The sequence below is a fragment of the Bacillus sp. BHET2 genome, assembly GCF_005938125.1.
GTDB lineage: Bacteria > Bacillota > Bacilli > Bacillales > Bacillaceae_B > Rossellomorea.
This window is the reverse complement of the sequence record NZ_VCQN01000009.1, coordinates 25471-46588: the sequence shown is the minus strand read 5'-3', so window position 1 is coordinate 46588 and position 21118 is coordinate 25471. Positions and strand designations below refer to the sequence as shown.

General features: G+C 41.3%; 30 protein-coding genes. All 30 read right to left on the bottom strand.

Annotated elements, in window-relative coordinates; genetic code table 11:
• Positions 1-2: 2 nt before the first annotated feature.
• Complete coding sequence (map, locus tag FGG79_RS20295; RefSeq protein WP_138781667.1) at positions 3-749, bottom strand: type I methionyl aminopeptidase; 747 nt, start codon at positions 747-749, stop codon at positions 3-5.
• Positions 749-1399, bottom strand: a complete 651-nt coding sequence (locus FGG79_RS20290; RefSeq protein ID WP_138781665.1) for an adenylate kinase — start codon at positions 1397-1399, stop codon at positions 749-751. Before FGG79_RS20290 ends, map begins: the two co-directional genes overlap by 1 nt.
• Before the next feature lie 62 nt (positions 1400-1461).
• Positions 1462-2754, bottom strand: a complete 1293-nt coding sequence (gene secY / locus FGG79_RS20285; protein WP_138781663.1) for a preprotein translocase subunit SecY — start codon at positions 2752-2754, stop codon at positions 1462-1464.
• Positions 2754-3194: a 50S ribosomal protein L15 gene (gene rplO / locus FGG79_RS20280; RefSeq protein ID WP_113970897.1), complete on the bottom strand. Its 441-nt coding sequence runs from the start codon at positions 3192-3194 to the stop codon at positions 2754-2756. Before rplO ends, secY begins: the two co-directional genes overlap by 1 nt.
• Before the next feature lie 32 nt (positions 3195-3226).
• Positions 3227-3409, bottom strand: a complete 183-nt coding sequence (gene rpmD, locus FGG79_RS20275; protein ID WP_138781661.1) for a 50S ribosomal protein L30 — start codon at positions 3407-3409, stop codon at positions 3227-3229.
• A gap of 13 nt (positions 3410-3422) precedes the next feature.
• Positions 3423-3923, bottom strand: coding sequence for a 30S ribosomal protein S5 (rpsE, locus tag FGG79_RS20270; protein WP_138781658.1), 501 nt, complete (start codon positions 3921-3923; stop codon positions 3423-3425).
• Between the two features lie 22 nt (positions 3924-3945).
• On the bottom strand, positions 3946-4308 hold the full coding sequence (rplR, locus tag FGG79_RS20265; RefSeq protein ID WP_138781656.1) for a 50S ribosomal protein L18: 363 nt from the start codon (positions 4306-4308) through the stop codon (positions 3946-3948).
• A gap of 33 nt (positions 4309-4341) precedes the next feature.
• The gene (rplF, locus tag FGG79_RS20260; RefSeq protein WP_138781654.1) at positions 4342-4881 is read right to left on the bottom strand and encodes a 50S ribosomal protein L6; all 540 of its coding nucleotides are present in this window, start codon (positions 4879-4881) and stop codon (positions 4342-4344) included.
• 30 nt (positions 4882-4911) lie between these two features.
• The gene (gene rpsH / locus FGG79_RS20255; RefSeq protein ID WP_060674108.1) at positions 4912-5310 is read right to left on the bottom strand and encodes a 30S ribosomal protein S8; all 399 of its coding nucleotides are present in this window, start codon (positions 5308-5310) and stop codon (positions 4912-4914) included.
• A 30-nt stretch (positions 5311-5340) separates the two neighbouring features.
• Positions 5341-5526 (bottom strand): type Z 30S ribosomal protein S14, encoded by a 186-nt coding sequence (locus FGG79_RS20250; protein ID WP_010191505.1) that lies wholly within the window; start codon positions 5524-5526, stop codon positions 5341-5343.
• Between the two features lie 24 nt (positions 5527-5550).
• Positions 5551-6090, bottom strand: coding sequence for a 50S ribosomal protein L5 (gene rplE, locus FGG79_RS20245; RefSeq protein WP_138781652.1), 540 nt, complete (start codon positions 6088-6090; stop codon positions 5551-5553).
• 26 nt (positions 6091-6116) lie between these two features.
• Complete coding sequence (rplX, locus tag FGG79_RS20240) at positions 6117-6428, bottom strand: 50S ribosomal protein L24 (protein WP_034765969.1); 312 nt, start codon at positions 6426-6428, stop codon at positions 6117-6119.
• A 39-nt stretch (positions 6429-6467) separates the two neighbouring features.
• Positions 6468-6836 carry a 50S ribosomal protein L14 gene (gene rplN, locus FGG79_RS20235; RefSeq protein ID WP_060674112.1) on the bottom strand — a complete coding sequence of 123 codons (369 nt, stop codon included), beginning with the start codon at positions 6834-6836 and terminating at the stop codon, positions 6468-6470.
• A gap of 44 nt (positions 6837-6880) precedes the next feature.
• The gene (rpsQ, locus tag FGG79_RS20230; protein WP_138781650.1) at positions 6881-7144 is read right to left on the bottom strand and encodes a 30S ribosomal protein S17; all 264 of its coding nucleotides are present in this window, start codon (positions 7142-7144) and stop codon (positions 6881-6883) included.
• A gap of 20 nt (positions 7145-7164) precedes the next feature.
• On the bottom strand, positions 7165-7368 hold the full coding sequence (gene rpmC / locus FGG79_RS20225; RefSeq protein ID WP_138781648.1) for a 50S ribosomal protein L29: 204 nt from the start codon (positions 7366-7368) through the stop codon (positions 7165-7167).
• Positions 7358-7792, bottom strand: a complete 435-nt coding sequence (gene rplP / locus FGG79_RS20220; RefSeq protein WP_044340527.1) for a 50S ribosomal protein L16 — start codon at positions 7790-7792, stop codon at positions 7358-7360. Before rplP ends, rpmC begins: the two co-directional genes overlap by 11 nt.
• 2 nt (positions 7793-7794) lie before the next feature.
• Positions 7795-8451, bottom strand: a complete 657-nt coding sequence (gene rpsC, locus FGG79_RS20215) for a 30S ribosomal protein S3 (protein WP_138781646.1) — start codon at positions 8449-8451, stop codon at positions 7795-7797.
• Positions 8452-8454: 3 nt separating this feature from the next.
• Entirely contained in the window at positions 8455-8796 is a 342-nt protein-coding gene (gene rplV, locus FGG79_RS20210) for a 50S ribosomal protein L22 (protein ID WP_034765976.1), read from the bottom strand.
• A gap of 19 nt (positions 8797-8815) precedes the next feature.
• Complete coding sequence (gene rpsS / locus FGG79_RS20205) at positions 8816-9094, bottom strand: 30S ribosomal protein S19 (protein WP_060674120.1); 279 nt, start codon at positions 9092-9094, stop codon at positions 8816-8818.
• A 60-nt stretch (positions 9095-9154) separates the two neighbouring features.
• Entirely contained in the window at positions 9155-9985 is an 831-nt protein-coding gene (rplB, locus tag FGG79_RS20200) for a 50S ribosomal protein L2 (protein WP_138781644.1), read from the bottom strand.
• Between the two features lie 31 nt (positions 9986-10016).
• Positions 10017-10301 carry a 50S ribosomal protein L23 gene (rplW, locus tag FGG79_RS20195; protein WP_034765982.1) on the bottom strand — a complete coding sequence of 95 codons (285 nt, stop codon included), beginning with the start codon at positions 10299-10301 and terminating at the stop codon, positions 10017-10019.
• Positions 10301-10924 carry a 50S ribosomal protein L4 gene (rplD, locus tag FGG79_RS20190; RefSeq protein WP_138781642.1) on the bottom strand — a complete coding sequence of 208 codons (624 nt, stop codon included), beginning with the start codon at positions 10922-10924 and terminating at the stop codon, positions 10301-10303. The genes rplW and rplD overlap by 1 nt, the downstream gene beginning before the upstream one ends.
• Before the next feature lie 30 nt (positions 10925-10954).
• Positions 10955-11584, bottom strand: coding sequence for a 50S ribosomal protein L3 (rplC, locus tag FGG79_RS20185; RefSeq protein ID WP_138781640.1), 630 nt, complete (start codon positions 11582-11584; stop codon positions 10955-10957).
• 35 nt (positions 11585-11619) lie between these two features.
• On the bottom strand, positions 11620-11928 hold the full coding sequence (rpsJ, locus tag FGG79_RS20180) for a 30S ribosomal protein S10 (RefSeq protein ID WP_007085291.1): 309 nt from the start codon (positions 11926-11928) through the stop codon (positions 11620-11622).
• Positions 11929-12622: 694 nt separating this feature from the next.
• Positions 12623-13813, bottom strand: coding sequence for an elongation factor Tu (gene tuf, locus FGG79_RS20175; RefSeq protein ID WP_138781639.1), 1191 nt, complete (start codon positions 13811-13813; stop codon positions 12623-12625).
• 129 nt (positions 13814-13942) lie between these two features.
• Positions 13943-16021, bottom strand: a complete 2079-nt coding sequence (gene fusA / locus FGG79_RS20170; RefSeq protein WP_138781637.1) for an elongation factor G — start codon at positions 16019-16021, stop codon at positions 13943-13945.
• A gap of 51 nt (positions 16022-16072) precedes the next feature.
• Entirely contained in the window at positions 16073-16543 is a 471-nt protein-coding gene (gene rpsG / locus FGG79_RS20165) for a 30S ribosomal protein S7 (RefSeq protein WP_138781635.1), read from the bottom strand.
• Positions 16544-16587: 44 nt separating this feature from the next.
• Positions 16588-17010: a 30S ribosomal protein S12 gene (gene rpsL, locus FGG79_RS20160; protein WP_034765995.1), complete on the bottom strand. Its 423-nt coding sequence runs from the start codon at positions 17008-17010 to the stop codon at positions 16588-16590.
• A gap of 99 nt (positions 17011-17109) precedes the next feature.
• On the bottom strand, positions 17110-17358 hold the full coding sequence (locus FGG79_RS20155; protein WP_138781633.1) for a 50S ribosomal protein L7ae-like protein: 249 nt from the start codon (positions 17356-17358) through the stop codon (positions 17110-17112).
• Between the two features lie 160 nt (positions 17359-17518).
• On the bottom strand, positions 17519-21118 hold the full coding sequence (rpoC, locus tag FGG79_RS20150; protein WP_138781632.1) for a DNA-directed RNA polymerase subunit beta': 3600 nt from the start codon (positions 21116-21118) through the stop codon (positions 17519-17521).

Below are 21118 nucleotides of genomic sequence, written 5' to 3'. Positions count from 1 at the left end.
ACTTAGGCTTTCGTCAATATCTCATAGCCTTCTTCAGTAATTGCAATGGTGTGTTCAAAGTGCGCACACATCTTATCATCAACTGTGACAACTGTCCAGTTATCTGATAACGTCCTAACATATCGACTTCCTGCATTAACCATTGGTTCAATAGCCAGTACCATGCCAGGCTTTAAACGAGGACCTTTGTTGGGTGGTCCATAATGAGGAATTTGAGGATCCTCATGTAAGTCTTGACCAACTCCGTGTCCTACATACTCTCGAACGATAGAAAAGCCATTAGCCTCAACAAAAGTTTGTATACTATGAGAAATATTCGACAGACGCTCGCCTGGTTTAGCTTCCTTAAGCCCCAGAAATAACGATTCTTCTGTTACATCGAGAAGCTTCTGGGTTTCATCATCTATTGTTCCAACTGGATACGTCCAAGCTGAGTCACCGTGATAACCGTTATACTTAGCACCGATATCGATACTGATTATATCGCCATCTTTCAGGACCCGATCACCTGGAATTCCATGTACCAACTCATTGTTGACTGAAGCACAGATGCTACCACGAAACCCATTATACCCTTTAAAAGATGGAATTGCATCATGTTTACGAATGAAATTTTCAGCAATTGCATCCAATTCCTTCGTTGATATTCCTGGAGAAATATACTTTTGCAATTCCGCATGAGTCAACGCAACGATCTTACCAGCATGTCGCATGATCTCAATCTCTCGCGGAGTCTTAGAAATGATCATTATGAAAGGCCCCCAAGTAGTTCATCAATGTCATCAAACACTCTATGGATGTCTTGTTGACCGTCAATGTTTTTCAGATAGCCTTTTTCTTCGTAGTAAGCCAATAGTGGTTGGGTTTGTTTGATGTTTACGTCTAAACGGTTTTGAACCGTTTCTTCGTTATCATCTGCGCGTTGATATAACTCGCCGCCGCAGCGATCACAAACACCCTCTTCTGTTGGCGGATTAAAGACAAGATGATAAGTAGCGCCGCACTCTTTACAGATCCTGCGACCTGTCAAGCGCTCCATCAGGATGTCCTTATCTACATTAATATTCATGACATAATGCATTTTTTTACCAAGATCAGCCAGGATGTTTTCAAGTGCTTCTGCTTGAGCAACCGTTCTTGGAAACCCATCCAGTAAGAAGCCTTTTTCACAATCCTCTTTGCTCAAACGTTCACGGACGATGCCGATTGTTACTTTATCAGGAACAAGATCACCGTTATCCATGAATGATTTAGCTTTCAAGCCTAGTTCAGTACCTTCTTTAATAGCTGCACGGAACATATCGCCTGTAGAGATATGGGGGATACCATATTTATCTACGATTTTTTCAGCTTGAGTGCCTTTTCCTGCGCCTGGTAAGCCCATAAGAACTATGTTCACTCAGAACTCCCCCTAATTATCTATAAAATGGTTTCAGGAACAAGATGTTCCCGAAAACCCTCTTATTTAATAAATCCTTTGTAGTGACGCTTCACTAACTGTGCCTCTAGTTGCTTCATTGTCTCAAGTGCAACCCCTACTACGATGAGCAAGCTTGTTCCACCAATTTGAGCTGCAGGAGGTAATCCCGCAAAGTTAATGAAGAAAACTGGAAGGACTGCGATAACAGCTAAGAAAATAGCCCCAACAAATGTTAGACGATACAGAACGCGAGTGAGATATTCTTGAGTGGTTTTACCTGGACGGATACCAGGGATATAGCCACCTTGCTTCTTCAAGTTTTCAGCCATTTGTTCTGGATTCACTTGAATGAAGGCATAGAAATACGTAAAGGCCACGATCAGAGCTACATAGATGATCATACCAACTGGTTTAGTGTAATCAAAGATGTACTGAATCGTACTAGTCACATCATTTTCCCCAAAGAAGGATGAAATGGTCTGTGGCGTGATAATGAAAGAAATCGCAAAGATAACTGGAATAACACCCGCAGCATTCACCTTTAAAGGTAGATGTGTTGATTGTCCACCAACCGGACTACGCCCCACTATACGTTTTGCATATTGAATCGGAATTTTACGAAGTGCCTGTTGGATAAACACGACTCCAACTACGATTGCAATAACTGCTAAAACAAGAAGTGCAAGAACCACAATACGAAGGAAGAGCTGCTCGCCTGCTCCTTCGATTTGCTGAGCATAGATTTGGTTGACAGTGTTAGGGATAGCGGCAACGATACCTGCAAAGATCAGGATCGAGATACCATTCCCAACACCTTTAGCTGTAATTTGTTCACCCAACCACATAAGAAAAGCCGTACCGGCTGTTAGAACTAATGCTATTAGTAGGTACGTACTGACTCCCGGGCTTTGGATAAGCATTCCACCGTAAATTCTATTAAAACCATAGGACATACCTAAAGCTTGAATAAAACCTAGAACGATAGTGAAATAACGTGTGAACTGAGCTAACTTACGACGGCCGACTTCACCTTGCTTTGACCACTCTGTAAACTTCGGAACAACATCCATTTGCAGGAGCTGTACGATGATTGAAGCGGTAATGTAAGGCATGATTCCCATCGCAAAGATGGAGAAGTTCTTTAATGCACCGCCACCAAATGTATTCAGGAATCCGAGAATTCCTGCTTGGTCTTGCATTTTCAATACATTAGCGTCTACGTTTGGTACCGGTATAAAGGTACCAAGACGGAAGACTATTAACATTAGAAGGGTGAAGATAATTTTGTTTCTTATATCACCCACGCGCATAAAATTGGAGACAGTTTGAAACATTAGATCACCTCGGATGTACCGCCAGCAGCTTCGATAGCTTCTTTAGCAGTGGTTGAGAATTTTTGTGCTTTTACTGTAAGCTTTTTCTCGATTGAACCTTTACCAAGAATCTTAATTCCCGCTTTTTCGTTACTCACTACGCCAGTTTCTACAAGTAGAGCTGGAGTAACTTCTGTACCATCTTCGAAGCGATTCAATGCGTCAAGGTTGACGATTGCATATTCTTTACGATTGATGTTTGTGAATCCACGTTTTGGTAGACGTTGGAATAATGGTGTTTGACCACCCTCAAAGCCAGGACGTGTTCCGCCACCTGAACGGGCGTTTTGTCCTTTATGACCTTTACCAGAAGTCTTTCCATTACCTGAACCAATACCACGTCCTACACGATTGCGGACCTTACGTGAACCTTCTGTAGGTTTTAACTCATGTAATTTCATGTCGGCACCTCCTTTTTTTCGAAAGAAATCGATTATTTTTCTGTAACCGTTACAAGGTGAGCAACTTTAGTGATCATACCACGAATAGCGGCATTATCTTGTTGTTCAACTGTTTGATGCATTTTGCGAAGTCCTAAAGCTTCAACCGTTTTGCGTTGATCTTGTGGACGACCAATAACGCTTCGAGTGAGGGTAATTTCTAGTTTGTTAGCCATCGTTATCCCTCCCTTATCCTAATATCTCTTCTACTGATTTACCACGTAATTTTGCAACGTCTTCAGCAGTCTTTAATTGTTTTAAACCTTCGATTGTTGCGCGAACCATGTTAATTGGAGTGTTAGATCCTAAAGACTTAGATAGGATATCTTGAACACCAGCTAATTCAAGTACGGCACGAACAGGTCCACCAGCAATAATTCCTGTACCCGCAGAAGCAGGTTTGATAAGAATTTGACCAGCACCAAATCGTCCAGTTACTAGGTGAGGTGTTGTACCTTCAACCATAGGAACTTCAATTAGATTTTTCTTCGCATCTTCAATCGCTTTACGGATTGCATCAGGTACCTCTTGAGCTTTACCCGTTCCGAAACCAACGTGACCGTTTTTGTCGCCTACTACTACAAGAGCAGCGAAACGGAAACGACGTCCACCTTTTACAACTTTCGCAACACGATTGATTGTAACTACGCGTTCTTCAAATTCTAGTTTACTTGGATCAATACGACGCATCTGGATTGTCCCTCCTTTTTAATTAAAATTCTAAGCCGTTTTCACGAGCTGCTTCAGCTAAAGCTTTAATACGGCCATGGTATAAATATCCACCACGGTCAAATACTACGGATTTCAATCCTTTTTCTACTGCACGTTTCGCAACTAGTTCTCCAACTTTCGTTGCAGCATCAATAGTAGCTGCTGAGTCTAGATCGAAATCTTTATCTTGAGAAGATGCACTAACTAGAGTAACACCGTTCATATCATCGATAAGTTGAGCGTAGATATTTTTGTTAGAACGGAAAACGTTCAAACGAGGACGAGTTTCAGTTCCAGTAATTTTTGAACGGACACGAGCATGTCTCTTCTTACGTGTTTTGTTCTTATCTGGCTTAGTAATCACCTACGGTCACTCCTTTCTTTTGCCTACGCGGCATTATTTACCTGTTTTACCTTCTTTACGACGAACATATTCACCTTCGTAGCGAATACCTTTTCCTTTGTAAGGCTCAGGAGAGCGTACAGCACGAATGTTAGCAGCTAATGCTCCAACACGTTCTTTGTCGATACCTTTGATAGATATCTTTGTGTTAGCTGGTACTTCGATCTCGATACCTTGTTCTGGTTCAATCTCAACTGGGTGAGAGTAACCAACGTTTAGTATAAGCTTCGTACCTTGCTTTTGAGCACGGTAACCTACACCGACTAGCTCAAGATTTCTTTGGAATCCTTTAGATACACCTTCAACCATGTTCGCGATTAGGGCACGAGTTGTACCGTGTAACGCGCGGTGTTCTTTTGCATCAGAAGGACGAGTAACTGTTGCTACATTTCCTTCTAATTCTACTTTAATATCAGAATTGAATGTACGAGAAAGTTCCCCTTTAGGTCCTTTTACAGTTACAGTGTTATCTTCACCTACTGTTAGAGTAACGTCAGATGGAATTTCGACTGGTAGTTTTCCTACACGTGACATCCTGTTGCACCTCCATTCATATAAAAAATATTACCAAACGTAAGCTAGTACTTCTCCGCCTACTTGTTGAGCACGAGCTTCTTTATCAGTTAAAACACCTGTAGAAGTAGAAACAAGTGCAATACCTAAGCCGTTTAATACTCTAGGTACTTCTGTAGATTTCGCATATACACGTAAACCAGGTTTAGAGATACGCTTTAATCCAGTAATTACACGTTCGTTATTTGCTCCATATTTTAAGAAAATGCGGATAACACCTTGCTTGTTATCTTCTACATATTCAACGTCACGTACGAAACCTTCACGTTTGAGGATTTCAGCAATTTCTTTCTTGATGTTAGAAGCAGGAACTTCTAATCTTTCGTGACGAACCATGTTCGCATTACGGATGCGAGTTAGCAAATCTGCAATTGGATCTGTCATTGTCATAATAATTTACCTCCTTCCCAATATGGGGTATTACCAACTAGCTTTTTTAACGCCTGGAATTTGACCCTTGTATGCAAGTTCACGGAAACAAATACGGCAAAGCTTGAATTTACGGATTACTGAATGAGGACGTCCGCAACGTTCGCAACGAGTGTACGCTTGAACATTATGCTTTGGCGTGCGTTTTTGTTTCGCAATCATAGATTTTTTAGCCACATTTTCGCCTCCCTTATATAGCGATTACTTTTGGAATGGCATTCCGATTTGTGTCAATAATTCACGAGCTTCTTCGTCTGTGTTCGCAGTAGTTACGATTACGATATCCATACCACGTGCTTTAGACACTTTATCATAATCAATCTCAGGGAAAATCAATTGCTCTTTTACTCCTAATGTATAGTTACCGCGACCGTCGAATGCTTTTTTAGAAACACCGCGGAAGTCACGTACACGTGGAAGTGAAACAGAAATTAATTTATCTAAGAATTGGTACATACGCTCTCCGCGTAGAGTAACTTTTGCACCGATTGGCATACCTTCACGAAGACGGAAGCCTGCGATAGATTTTTTTGCTTTCGTTACAACTGGTTTTTGACCAGTGATTTGAGTTAATTCATCAACAGCTACATCAAGAGCTTTTGAGTTTGAAACAGCATCGCCGATACCCATGTTGACAACGATCTTATCAACTTTAGGTACTTCCATTACTGATTTATAATTAAATTTGCTCGCTAGAGCTGGACTGATTTCTTGTTGAAATCTTTCTTTTAGGCGGTTCATTCAGAATACCTCCCTTCTTAATCGTACTATTTATCTAGAACTTCACCTGATTTTTTTGCTACACGTACTTTTTTGCCGTCTTCTGTCTTATAACCTACACGAGTTGGCTCGTTAGATTTTGGATCTAGAAGCATAACATTTGATACATGGATAGATGCTTCTTGGCTGATGATTCCGCCTTGCGGATTCATTTGTGAAGGCTTAGCGTGTTTTTTTACAACGTTGATACCTTCAACTAGCACTCGGTCTTTCTTTGGGAATGAAGCAAGAACAACACCTGTTTTGCCTTTGTCTTTCCCAGTAATGACCATTACTTTATCGCCTTTTTTTACATGCATTTCATCGCACCTCCTTGAATGGCCCAATGCTAATATCTATTAAAGAACTTCTGGAGCTAAAGATACAATTTTCATAAAGTTGCTGTCACGTAGTTCACGGGCAACAGGTCCGAAGATACGAGTTCCACGTGGTCCCTTATCGTCACGGATAATTACACAAGCGTTCTCGTCGAACTTAATGTAAGTACCGTCTTGACGACGTACACCAGATTTAGTACGTACAACAACTGCTCTGACTACGTCACCTTTTTTAACAACGCCACCTGGTGTTGCTTGTTTTACTGTACAGACGATAACATCACCGATGTTAGCTGTCTTGCGTCCAGAACCACCAAGCACTTTGATAGTTAATACTTCACGAGCACCAGAGTTGTCAGCGACTTTTAAACGTGATTCTTGTTGAATCATGTAGGTAACCTCCCTTCGGAATATAAAATATCCGAACAAATATATTAGATAATAACTGCTTTTTCAACAACTTCTACTAAACGGAAACGTTTTGTAGCAGATAGTGGACGAGTCTCCATGACACGTACGATATCGCCAACTTTTGCTTCGTTGTTCTCATCATGCGTCTTTAACTTCTTAGAGTACTTAACGCGCTTGCCGTATAGAGAATGCTTTTTATAAGTTTCTACCATAACCGTTACTGTTTTATCCATTTTGTCGGAAACAACACGGCCAGTGTATACCTTACGTTGATTGCGGTCACTCATTTAAGCAAACCTCCTCTCATTTATCGATTGTTAACCCCGATCTCTCTTTGACGGATTACAGTTTTCATACGAGCGATCCCTTTGCGGACTTCACGGATGCGAGCTGTATTTTCTAATTGTCCAGTCGCAAGTTGGAAGCGAAGGTTAAATAACTCTTCTTTCAGAGTCTTTACTTTTTGTTCAATTTCAGCAGTGGTTAGGTCACGAATTTCATTAGTTTTCATTTGATTCACCACCAATTTCCTCACGTTTTACAAACTTCGTTTTGATCGGAAGTTTATGTGATGCTAGACGAAGTGCTTCACGAGCTACCTCTTCAGAAACACCAGCGATTTCAAACATGATTTTTCCAGGCTTAACTACTGCTACCCAACCTTCTGGAGCACCTTTACCTGAACCCATACGTACTTCTAAAGGTTTTGCAGTGTAAGGTTTATGAGGGAAGATTTTAATCCATACTTTACCGCCACGTTTCATGTAACGAGTCATAGCGATACGAGCTGCTTCGATTTGACGGTTTGTGATCCAAGAAGCTTCCACTGCTTGTAAACCGTATTCACCGAACGCTACTTCTTGACCGCCTTTAGCACGTCCACGCATTTTTCCGCGGTGTTCGCGACGATGTTTAACGCGTTTAGGTAATAACATAATTATTTGCCTCCTTCCTCAGATTTCTTTCTTGTAGGAAGAACTTCTCCACGATAGATCCATACTTTAACGCCAAGCTTACCGTAAGTTGTGTCAGCTTCTGCATGAGCGTAGTCAATGTCAGCGCGTAGAGTATGAAGTGGAACAGTACCTTCACTGTAATGTTCTGCACGAGCGATATCTGCTCCGCCTAAACGACCAGATACTTGTGTTTTGATTCCTTTAGCGCCAGAACGCATAGCACGTTGGATCGATTGCTTTTGAGCACGACGGAAAGAAACACGGTTTTCTAATTGGCGAGCAATGTTTTCTGCTACTAGTTTAGCATCAACGTCAGCTCTTTTGATTTCTACGATGTTGATGTGTACACGTTTTGAAGTAAGTTCGTTTAATGCTTTACGAAGTGCTTCAACTTCTGTACCACCTTTACCGATAACCATACCAGGCTTAGCTGTATGAACAGTAATGTTAATACGATTTGCAGCACGTTCGATTTCTACTTTAGAAACAGAAGCGTCTACTAAACGTTTTGCAATATATTCACGTACTTTAATGTCTTCGTGTAAAAGATTAGCGTAATCCTTATCTGCGTACCATTTAGATTCCCAATCACGGATTATACCGACACGAAGTCCGACCGGATGTACTTTTTGACCCACAGCTTATCCCTCCTTCTTTTCTGATACGACAAGTGTAATGTGACTTGTACGTTTGTTGATTTGACTTGCACGTCCCATCGCACGAGGACGGAAACGTTTAAGTGTTGGTCCTTCATTTACATAAGCCTCAGTTACCACTAGGCTATTAATATCCATATCAAAGTTGTGCTCTGCGTTCGCAATAGCAGACTTAAGTACTTTTTCGATTACTGGTGAAGCTGCTTTCGGTGTATGCTTTAAGATAGCTACCGCTTCTCCAACTTGCTTACCTCGGATTAGATCAACGACTAAACGTACTTTACGAGGAGCAATACGTACTGTTCTTGCAACAGCTTTTGCTTGCATTAGGATACCCTCCTCTCAATTAGCGTCTTGTTTTCTTATCATCACTTGCGTGACCTTTGTAAGTACGAGATGGTGCAAATTCACCAAGCTTGTGTCCTACCATGTCTTCAGTGACGTATACAGGTACATGTTTACGACCATCGTAAACTGCGATAGTGTGACCGATGAATGCTGGGAAGATCGTTGAGCGACGAGACCAAGTTTTAACAACTTGTTTGCCTTCAGTTTCGTTCAATTTCTCAACCTTATTCATTAAATGATCATCAACAAAAGGTCCTTTTTTTAAGCTACGACCCATGTTTGAACCTCCCTTCGTGATTGATCTACGGCTCTTTTAAGGAACCGTAGTACAATCCCGTTATTTTTTGCGACGACGCACAATAAATTTATCAGATTTGTTGTTTTTCTTACGTGTCTTGAATCCAAGAGTAGGTTTACCCCATGGAGACATTGGTGATTTACGTCCGATTGGAGCACGTCCTTCACCACCACCGTGTGGGTGATCGTTAGGGTTCATTACAGAACCACGAACTGTTGGGCGTTTACCTAACCAACGAGAACGTCCGGCTTTACCAATGTTAATAAGTTCGTGTTGTTCGTTTCCAACTTGACCTACAGTAGCACGACAAGCAGAAAGAATCATACGAGTTTCACCAGAGTTAAGACGTACAAGTACATATTTACCTTCTTTACCAAGAACTTGAGCAGATGTTCCAGCAGAACGAACTAACTGGCCACCCTTACCTGGTTTAAGTTCAATATTGTGTACGATTGTACCAACTGGGATGTTGATAAGTGGTAATGTGTTACCCACTTTGATATCTGCTTCAGGTCCAGACATTACTTCCATTCCTACAACAAGTGTTTTAGGAGCAAGAATGTAACGTTTTTCCCCATCAGCATAGTTGATTAGTGCAATGTTAGCTGAGCGGTTTGGATCGTATTCGATCGTAGCAACGCGTCCAGGTATACCATCTTTTTCACGTTTGAAATCGATGATACGGTATTGGCGCTTATGGCCGCCACCTTGATGACGAACTGTTAACTTACCTTGGTTGTTACGGCCACCCTTTTTGTGTAGGGGTGCTAAAAGTGACTTTTCCGGAGAATCCGTTGTGATTTCAGCGAAATCAGAACTAGTCATGCCGCGACGACCATTAGAGGTAGGTTTATACTTTTTAATCGCCATGTTTTTCCCTCCTCTTCTTAATTAAAAGATTTTATACTTCAAAGAATTCGATTTCTTTACTATCAGCAGTAAGCTTAACGATTGCTTTACGACGCTTGTTAGTGTAACCAGCGTGTTTACCCATACGTTTGAACTTACCTTTGTAGTTCATGATGTTAACTTTGTCTACTTTCACGTCAAAGATTGCTTGAACAGCGTCTTTTACTTGAGTCTTGTTAGCTCTAGTATCAACTTCGAAAGTATACTTTTTCTCAGACATAAGATCAGTTGAAGCCTCTGTAATTACGGGGCGCTTAATGATTTCACGTACATCCATTATGCGAGCACCTCCTCTACTTTTTCAACAGCTGATTTAGTCATCACTAGTTTGTCATGTCCTAATACATCTAGAACGCTAATTCCATCAGCAGGAACAACTGTTACACCAGGGATGTTTCGAGCAGAAAGTGCTACATTTTCGTCAAGACCGTCAGTGACAACTAATGTTTTAGAGTTAACTGAAAGACCTTTAAGAACGTTAGCAAATTCTTTTGTTTTAGGAGCATCGAATGATAATGCTTCTAAAACTAAAATGTTTTCTTCTACTACTTTAGAAGATAGAGCAGATTTAATCGCTAAGCGACGAACTTTCTTAGGAAGTTTGTAGCTGTAGCTACGTGGAACTGGTCCAAATACAGTACCACCACCGCGCCATTGTGGAGAACGGATTGACCCTTGACGGGCACGACCTGTTCCTTTTTGACGCCAAGGCTTACGCCCACCGCCACGCACTTCAGAACGACCTTTTACTTTATGATTACCTTGACGTAAAGAAGCTCTTTGCATCAATACTGCTTCAAACAATACATGTTTGTTAGGTTCAATACCAAAAACAGTGTCATTAAGTTCGATATCACCGACCTTAGAACCGTTTTGGTTAAATAATGCTACTTTCGGCATTCTTGTTTCCTCCTTTCTTGAAAAGTTCTATTAGTTTGCTTTAATAGCTGACTTTACTTTGATCAGTTGTTTCTTAGGTCCAGGTACATTACCTTTAACTAAGATAAGGTTACGTTCAGCATCAATCTTTACAATTTCAAGGTTTTGAATTGTAATTTGCTCTCCACCCATACGTCCAGGTAGTAATTTACCTTTGAATACACGGTTTGGATCAACAGGACCCATTGAACCAGGACGACGGTGATAACGAGAACCATGGGACATAGGTCCACGTGATTGGTTATGACGCTTGATAGCACCTTGGAATCCTTTACCTTTTGAAACTCCTGTTACATCTACGATTTCGCCTGCCGCGAAAATATCAACTTTGACTTCTTGACCAACTTCGTACTCTTCTACGTTTACACCGCGGATTTCACGGATGAAGCGCTTAGGAGCAGTTTCTGCTTTAGCAACGTGGCCTCTCTCTGGTTTGTTAGAAAGCTTTTCACGTTTGTCTTCAAAACCTACTTGGATAGCTTCGTAGCCATCAACGTCTGTAGATTTCTTTTGAAGTACTACGTTTTGAGCAGCTTCGATAACAGTTACAGGGATAAGATCACCGTTTTCAGCGAAAACTTGAGTCATACCAATCTTTCTTCCTAAGATTCCTTTGGTCATAAGTCACACCTCCTAATAATTATGGTTTTTATGAATTAAAGTTTGATTTCGATATCTACACCTGATGGTAAGTCAAGACGCATAAGCGCATCTACTGTTTGAGGTGTCGGGTTTACAATGTCGATTAAGCGTTTATGAGTACGCATTTCGAATTGCTCACGAGAATCTTTGTATTTGTGCACAGCACGTAAGATTGTGTAAACAGACTTTTCTGTTGGTAGTGGGATCGGTCCAGAAACCGCCGCACCAGAACGTTTCGCTGTTTCAACAATTTTCTCAGCTGATTGATCAAGAATTCTGTGATCATAAGCCTTTAAACGGATACGAATCTTTTGTTTTGCCATTATTTTCCCTCCTTTATCGCCTATTTTTGAATAGACATTCTCCACAGAAATTTCCCACACACTCGCCATGGCAAAGCGGCCGTGTGTGTCAGCAACCTTCTGTTTCATCGCAGTCAAAGACCAACATTGTCTATTATAACTAAATCACCTAGAAGATGCAATAGTTTCTTGCAAAAACTTTATGTTTTGCACACTTTCTCTATTATACAAACGAACAGTGTGATTTTCAAGGTTATATGGTATTTTCACAATATTTAATATAACGATTTTTTTGAACCAAACTACATTTATTTAAAGGAAACTAGTATTCATTTTTTATTAGGACTTATTTCATACTACTTCCTAAAGAGTGAGTGCTTGTTGATTTCCGCTCCAGGATGTTCGCTTTCCGCGGGGTGGGCGGTGAGCCTCCTCGGCTTCGCCTGCGGGTTCTCACCTGTCCCACTATTCCCGCAGGAGTCGAACATCCTTCCGCACCAATCAACTTAGTGTTTCAAATACTTATTCAAGTAGGGAATTTATTTTATATGATAAATACTGAAAGTTGATCAACATAAATAATAAAGTACTATACTATATAGAAGAAACACGACAACACCCTCACATTTATCGTTTGAATACTGACCGTATATATAGCTATTTAAACACAAAAAAACAGATGGACAAGATGTCCATCTGTTTTTGAAATCAATGATTACTCAGTGATTGTAGCTACTACTCCAGCACCTACAGTACGTCCACCCTCACGGATAGAGAACTTAGTACCTTCTTCGATAGCGATTGGAGCGATAAGCTCAACAGTCATTTCGATGTTATCGCCAGGCATAACCATTTCTACACCTTCAGGAAGGTTACAGATACCAGTTACGTCAGTTGTACGGAAGTAGAACTGTGGGCGGTAGTTAGTGAAGAATGGAGTGTGACGTCCACCTTCTTCTTTAGAAAGAACATAAACTTCTGCTTTGAACTTCGTGTGTGGAGTGATTGTACCTGGCTTAGCAAGTACTTGTCCACGTTGGATATCTTCACGAGCTACACCACGAAGTAGTGCACCGATGTTGTCTCCAGCTTCAGCATAGTCAAGAAGCTTACGGAACATTTCTACACCTGTTACAGTTGTAGATTTAGGCTCTTCATTAAGACCGATGATGTCGATAGTGTCTCCAACTTTAACTTGTCCACGCTCAACACGACCAGTAGCAACTGTACCACGACCCGTGATTGAGAATACGTCCTCAACAGGCATCATGAATGGCTTTTCAGTGTCACGCTCTGGAGTTGGGATGTAGCTATCTACAGCTTCCATAAGTTCGAAGATTTTCGCTTCCCACTCAGCATCTCCTTCAAGAGCTTTAAGAGCAGAACCTTTGATTACTGGTACGTCATCGCCAGGGAAATCGTACTCAGAAAGAAGGTCACGAACTTCCATTTCTACTAATTCAAGTAGTTCTTCGTCGTCTACCATGTCACATTTGTTCATGAATACAACTAGGTAAGGAACACCTACTTGACGAGAAAGAAGGATGTGCTCACGAGTTTGTGGCATTGGGCCATCAGCAGCAGAAACTACTAGGATCCCACCATCCATTTGTGCAGCACCAGTGATCATGTTTTTAACATAGTCAGCATGTCCTGGGCAGTCAACGTGTGCATAGTGACGAGTATCAGTTTCATACTCAACGTGCGCAGTAGAGATTGTGATTCCACGTTCTCTTTCTTCTGGAGCACCATCAATTTGGTCATATGCCATTGCAGTTCCACGACCATACTTCTTGTGAAGTGTAGTTGTGATTGCAGCTGTTAGAGTTGTTTTACCATGGTCAACGTGACCGATTGTACCGATATTCGCATGTTGCTTGGAACGATCAAATTTTTCCTTACCCATTTGAAAATCCTCCTTTGATTTTAAAGAAAATAAGTATATTTTGGGATGCCTCAGAGACAGTATGACACCACCTCTGAAACAACAATTGCTTACATTAGTATTTATACTTTATAAAAGTGAATAAATCAATTATTCACCTTTATTTTTTTTGATGATTTCTTCAGAAATCGATTTAGGTACTTCTTCATAGTGATCGAAGTGCATGGAGTATGTTCCACGTCCTTGTGTGTTAGAACGAAGGGATGTTGCATATCCAAACATTTCAGAAAGTGGTACGAACGCTTTAACGACTTGAGCGTTACCGCGAGCTTCCATACCTTCTACACGACCACGACGAGAAGTTACATCACCCATGATATCTCCAAGGTATTCCTCAGGGATAACAACCTCTACTTTCATCATTGGCTCTAGAATTACTGGCTTACATTTAGAAGCAGCATTCTTAAGTGCCATTGATGCAGCGATTTTAAACGCCATCTCAGAGGAGTCAACGTCATGGTATGAACCATCGAATAATCTTGCTTTAACATCAACAAGTGGGAAACCAGCTAGGACACCATTATCTAAAGCGTCAGATAGACCGGCTTGTACTGCAGGGATGTATTCACGAGGAACTACACCACCGACGATACCGTTCTCGAATTCGAATCCTTTACCTTCTTCGTTAGGTGAGAATTCGATCCAAACGTGTCCGAATTGTCCACGTCCACCAGATTGACGAGCGAACTTACCTTCAACTCTAGCCGTATCACGGAAAGTCTCACGGTAAGATACTTGAGGAGCTCCTACGTTTGCTTCTACTTTGAATTCACGTTTCATACGGTCAACGATGATATCTAAGTGAAGCTCACCCATACCTGCGATAATAACCTGTCCAGTTTCCTGGTCAGTATGTGCACGGAATGTTGGGTCTTCCTCTTGAAGTTTTTGTAGAGCAGTAGTCATTTTATCTTGGTCAGCTTTTGATTTAGGCTCAACCGATAGAGAGATAACCGGTTCTGGGAACACCATTGACTCTAAGATCACTAGACCTTTTTCATCACATAACGTATCTCCAGTACTTGTATCTTTCAGACCAACTGCTGCTGCAATGTCTCCAGCGTAAACAGTAGAGATTTCTTCACGAGAGTTAGCGTGCATTTGTAGGATACGTCCTACACGCTCACGTTTACCTTTAGAAGAGTTTCTTACATATGAACCAGAATCTAATGTTCCTGAGTACACACGGAAGAATGTTAATTTACCAACATAAGGGTCAGTTGCAACTTTAAACGCTAAAGCAGAGAATGGAGCATCGTCTGTTGATGGACGAGTAACTTCTTCTTCTGTATCAGGAATAAAGCCTTTGATATCTTCTACGTCAGATGGCGCAGGAAGGTAATCAATAACTGAGTCAATTAGTAATTGAACCCCTTTGTTTTTGAATGCAGAACCACATACTACTGGGTAGAACTCAACAGTAAGTGTTGCCGCACGGATAGCAGCTTTGATTTCATCGTTAGAAAGCTCTTCGCCTTCTAAGTACTTCATCATAAGCTCCTCATCAAGTTCAGATACAGCTTCAATTAGCTTTCCGCGGTATTCTTCAGCTTGATCTTTGTACTCTTCAGGAATGTCGCGAGCTTCTGCGCGAGTTCCAAGGTCATCTTCGTAGAAATAAGCTCTCATTTCTACTAAGTCGATGATCCCTTCGAAGTCATCCTCAGCACCAATTGGAAGCTGAATTGGATGTGCATTAGCTTGTAGACGTTCATGAAGTGTACCAACAGAGTAAAGGAAGTCAGCACCGATTTTGTCCATTTTGTTAACGAACACAACACGGGGAACCCCGTAAGTTGTTGCTTGGCGCCAAACTGTTTCAGTTTGAGGCTCAACACCAGATTGAGCATCAAGAACTGCTACAGCACCATCAAGTACACGAAGAGAACGTTCAACTTCAACAGTGAAGTCTACGTGTCCTGGTGTATCGATGATGTTGATACGATGGCCTTTCCATTGGGCAGTTGTCGCAGCAGAAGTGATAGTGATACCACGTTCTTGCTCTTGCTCCATCCAGTCCATTTGAGAAGCACCTTCGTGAGTTTCTCCAATTTTATGGATACGACCAGTATAAAATAGGATACGCTCAGTAGCAGTTGTTTTACCAGCATCGATGTGAGCCATGATACCGATATTACGAGTGTTTTCTAAGGAGAACTCTCTAGGCATGCGGTATTTCTCCTTCCTTATATGAGAATGGTTTGTTTGTTTAAGATCAGATTACCAACGATAGTGAGCAAACGCTTTGTTCGCTTCAGCCATCTTGTGTGTATCTTCACGCTTCTTAACAGAAGCACCAGTGCTATTTGCTGCATCAAGAATTTCGTTAGCTAAACGCTCTTCCATTGTCTTCTCACCGCGAAGACGAGAATAGTTTACTAACCAACGAAGACCTAATGTTGTACGACGCTCTGGACGCACCTCTACAGGTACTTGATAGTTTGAACCACCAACACGACGAGCTTTTACTTCTAATACCGGCATGATATTTTTTAAAGCTGCATCAAATACTTCCATTGCATCTTTACCTGAACGCTCGCTAATGATATCAAACGCTGCGTATAATTTCTTTTGAGCTTTACCTCTTTTACCGTCAATCATGATTTTGTTGATTAAACGAGTAACTAATTTAGAATTGTACATTGGATCAGGTAAAACGTCTCTTTTTGCTACAGGACCTTTACGTGGCATGTGATTTCCTCCTTTCAACGAGAAATGAATTTATGATTATTTTATTATTTTTTAGCTGCTTTAGGGCGCTTAGTTCCGTATTTAGAACGTCCTTGCATACGACCGTCAACTCCAGCTGTATCAAGCGCACCACGTACGATATGATAACGTACTCCAGGTAAATCCTTTACACGTCCTCCACGAATAAGAACAACACTATGTTCTTGAAGGTTATGTCCGATACCAGGAATGTAAGCAGTAACCTCGATTCCATTAGTCAAACGAACACGAGCATATTTACGTAAAGCCGAGTTCGGTTTCTTCGGAGTCATTGTACCAACACGAGTACATACACCACGTTTTTGTGGAGAAGACAAGTTCGTGTGCACTTTCTTAAAGCTGTTATAACCTTTGTTAAGTGCAGGTGACTTTGATTTAGTTGATTTAGACTGACGAGGTTTGCGAACTAATTGGTTAATAGTTGGCATTTTGTTTTCCTCCCTTCTTATTTGGTAAGCCCACACATCCAGGTGGTTCTTTTTTGGGTAAAAGTAAAGTTTTTGTAGATCGTTTCTACAAAAACTATTTTACTGTATAATCGCAACAGCTGCTGCTCCAACATCTATTCCGCACGATTTTCCAAGTTTCTTCATCGAATCCACTTTGTTAACCGGTACATTAAGATCGATTGCGGCCTGAACTACTTTCGTTGTAACTTTGGGATCAGCATCTTCCGCAATAACAACTTCTAGTACATGACCTGTTTTTAGAGCTTTCACTGCTTGCTTTGTTCCTACAATAATTTCTTTAGCCTGCGCTACTTTTTCATAAGACATATCATATCCTCCAAAGTAACAGGTTATTAATAGGAGCAACCTTGAATATATTATCATCTTAAAATCTTTATGTCAACATAGATTTATAAGATTTATAAAAGCTAACTCTTAAAGCTTTGGTTTGAGCAATCAAACCAGCCTAAGAGTTAGCCTAAATAGATTACTCTACTGTTACTGTTTCTTCACTAGTATCTTCTGCTAATACCGGCTCTGCCTTGCGGTATCGTTCCATACCTGTTCCAGCAGGAACCAGTTTACCAATGATAACATTTTCTTTCAATCCTAGTAACTCATCACGTTTTCCTTTAATCGCAGCGTCCGTCAACACACGAGTTGTTTCCTGGAACGATGCTGCAGACAAGAAGGAATCCGTTTCAAGTGAAGCTTTGGTAATTCCAAGCAGTACAGGGCGTCCTGTTGCAGGAAGTTTACCGCCGAACAATGCTTTTTCGTTCGCATCTCTAAATTGATGGATGTCCATGAGAGTACCTGGTAGTACTTCCGATTCACCTGCATCAATAACACGAACCTTACGCATCATTTGACGAACCATTACCTCAACGTGTTTGTCGCCAATTTCAACCCCTTGCATACGGTATACTTTTTGTACTTCGCGCAGCAAGTATTCTTGAACGGCTGATACATCACGAACTTTAAGAAGTTCTTTAGGATCAATTGAACCTTCAGTGATTTCTTGACCGCGTATTACTTTATCGTTCACAGCAAATTTCAATCGCGCTGTGTAAGGAGCTGTGTAACTTCTAGTTTCCACATCACCTTGGACGGTAATTTCATACTGACGATCTTTTCCTTCACTGATCGATGTAATGACACCATCGATTTCAGAAATAACAGCTTGACCTTTCGGATTACGCGCTTCGAATATTTCTTGGATACGCGGTAAACCTTGAGTGATATCGTCTCCTGCTACCCCACCCGTATGGAACGTACGCATTGTTAACTGAGTACCAGGTTCCCCGATGGATTGAGCAGCGATGATTCCTACAGCTTCCCCAACTTCGACTTTTTGACCTGTCGCCAAGTTTGTTCCGTAACATTTCTCACAAACACCATGTCTAGTGTTACATGTGAACGCAGAACGGATTGAAACATGTTCGACACCCGCATCAATAATTGTCTTAGCTAAGTCTTCTGTAATTAGCTGATTTTCAGTCATAATGATTTCATCTGTTTCAGGGTGACGTAGCGTCTTACGTGAATAACGACCAAGTAAACGTTCTTCAAGAGGTTCGATGATTTCTGTACCTTCTTTGATAGAACCTACTAGTAGGCCTCTATCCGTTCCGCAGTCTTCTTCACGAACGATAACGTCCTGAGCTACATCAACCAGACGACGCGTCAGGTAACCTGAGTCGGCTGTTTTCAGTGCTGTATCGGCAAGACCTTTACGGGCACCATGTGTAGAGATGAAGTATTCAAGTACCGTTAATCCTTCACGGAAACTTGATTTGATCGGTAACTCAATGATACGACCAGCCGGATTGGCCATCAGACCACGCATACCAGCAAGCTGAGTGAAGTTAGATGCGTTACCACGGGCACCTGAGTCACTCATCATGAAGATAGGGTTACGTTTATCCAGTGTCGCCATTAATTTACCTTGAATGGTATCTTTCGCAGCACTCCAGATTGAGATAACGCGATCGTATCTTTCATCTTCAGTAATTAAACCACGTTTAAATTGCTTTAATACGTTGTCCACTTTACTTTGCGCTTCGATTAAGATCTCTTCTTTTTCAGCTAGTACAACGATATCAGCGATACCTACTGTAATACCTGCTTTAGTAGAGTATTTGAATCCTAAGTCTTTCATTTTATCAAGCATACGAGATGTTTCAGTAATCGCAAACTTCTTGAATACTTCCGCAATGATATTACCTAAGAAACCTTTTTTGAATGGGTTGATTAGCTCACGGTTTTTGAATACTTCTTTCACATCCGTTGACGGGTCAACAAAGTAAGCCTCAGGAGTAGCAACTTCTAAGTTTGTATTTGTCGGTTCGTTAATGAACGGGAAGGTTTCAGGTAAGATCTCATTAAAGAGTACTTTACCAACCGTCGTTAATAATAATTGTTGATTTTGTTTATCTGTAAACGTTTTGTTGTTGATGGTGCTTGCATGGATGGCAATACGGGTATGCAAGTGCACATAGCCATTTTGATACGCAAGAATGACTTCATTTGCATCCGTAAAGATCATACCTTCACCAACAGCATTTTCACGTTCTAGTGTCAGGTAATAGTTACCTAGTACCATATCTTGGGACGGAGTAACAACTGGTTTACCGTCTTTCGGATTTAGAATGTTTTGGGCAGCAAGCATGAGCATACGAGCTTCGGCTTGTGCTTCAGAAGATAGAGGTACGTGAACCGCCATTTGGTCACCATCGAAATCGGCATTGTATGCAGTACATACAAGTGGATGAAGACGGATAGCTCTACCTTCGACAAGAGTTGGTTCAAATGCTTGAATACCAAGTCTGTGAAGAGTAGGTGCACGGTTTAAAAGAACTGGATGTTCTTTAATGACCCCTTCTAATACATCCCATACTTCTGGTTGTACGCGTTCGATCTTACGTTTCGCACTCTTAATGTTGTGGGCTAATCCCTTTTCAACGAGTTCTTTCATAACAAATGGTTTGAATAATTCAAGAGCCATTTCTTTAGGAAGACCACATTGATACATTTTAAGATTAGGTCCAACAACGATTACAGAACGACCGGAATAGTCAACACGTTTACCAAGAAGGTTTTGACGGAAACGGCCTTGCTTCCCTTTAAGCATATGTGAAAGGGATTTTAATGGACGATTACCCGGTCCAGTAACTGGACGGCCACGACGACCATTATCAATTAAAGCATCCACCGCTTCTTGAAGCATACGCTTCTCATTTTGAACGATGATGCTTGGAGCACCAAGGTCCAGTAAACGTTTCAGACGGTTATTACGGTTAATCACTCGACGATATAAATCGTTTAAGTCAGAAGTAGCAAAACGTCCACCGTCAAGTTGAACCATCGGGCGAAGCTCTGGAGGAATGACAGGCAGTACATCAAGAATCATCCAATCTGGATCATTTCCTGAGTTTCTGAAAGATTCCACAACTTCCAAACGTTTAATCGCACGTGTCCGGCGTTGACCCTGTGCCGTTTTTAGTTCTTCTTTTAAGAAATCAGCTTCTTTATCCAAGTCAATGTCTTGAAGAAGCTTCTTAATCGCTTCAGCTCCCATTGCTGCCTGGAATTTCACACCGTATTTCTCACGGTAAGCACGGTACTCTTTTTCTGAAAGAAGTTGTTTTCTCTCTAGAGCCGTGTCACCTGGTTCTGTTACAACATAGGAAGCGAAGTAGATTACTTCTTCCAATGCGCGTGGAGACATGTCTAATACAAGTCCCATACGACTTGGAATCCCTTTGAAGTACCAGATGTGGGATACAGGAGCTGCAAGTTCAATGTGACCCATACGCTCACGACGAACTTTAGCCTTTGTTACTTCGACACCACAGCGGTCACAAACGACGCCTTTATAACGGACACGCTTGTATTTACCACAGTGACATTCCCAGTCCTTAGTAGGACCGAAGATACGTTCACAGAACAAACCATCTTTTTCTGGTTTTAACGTACGATAGTTAATCGTTTCGGGTTTTTTAACTTCCCCGAAAGACCACGAACGGATCTTATCGGGGGAAGCTAAACCAATTTTCATATACTCAAAATTATTTACATCTAGCAA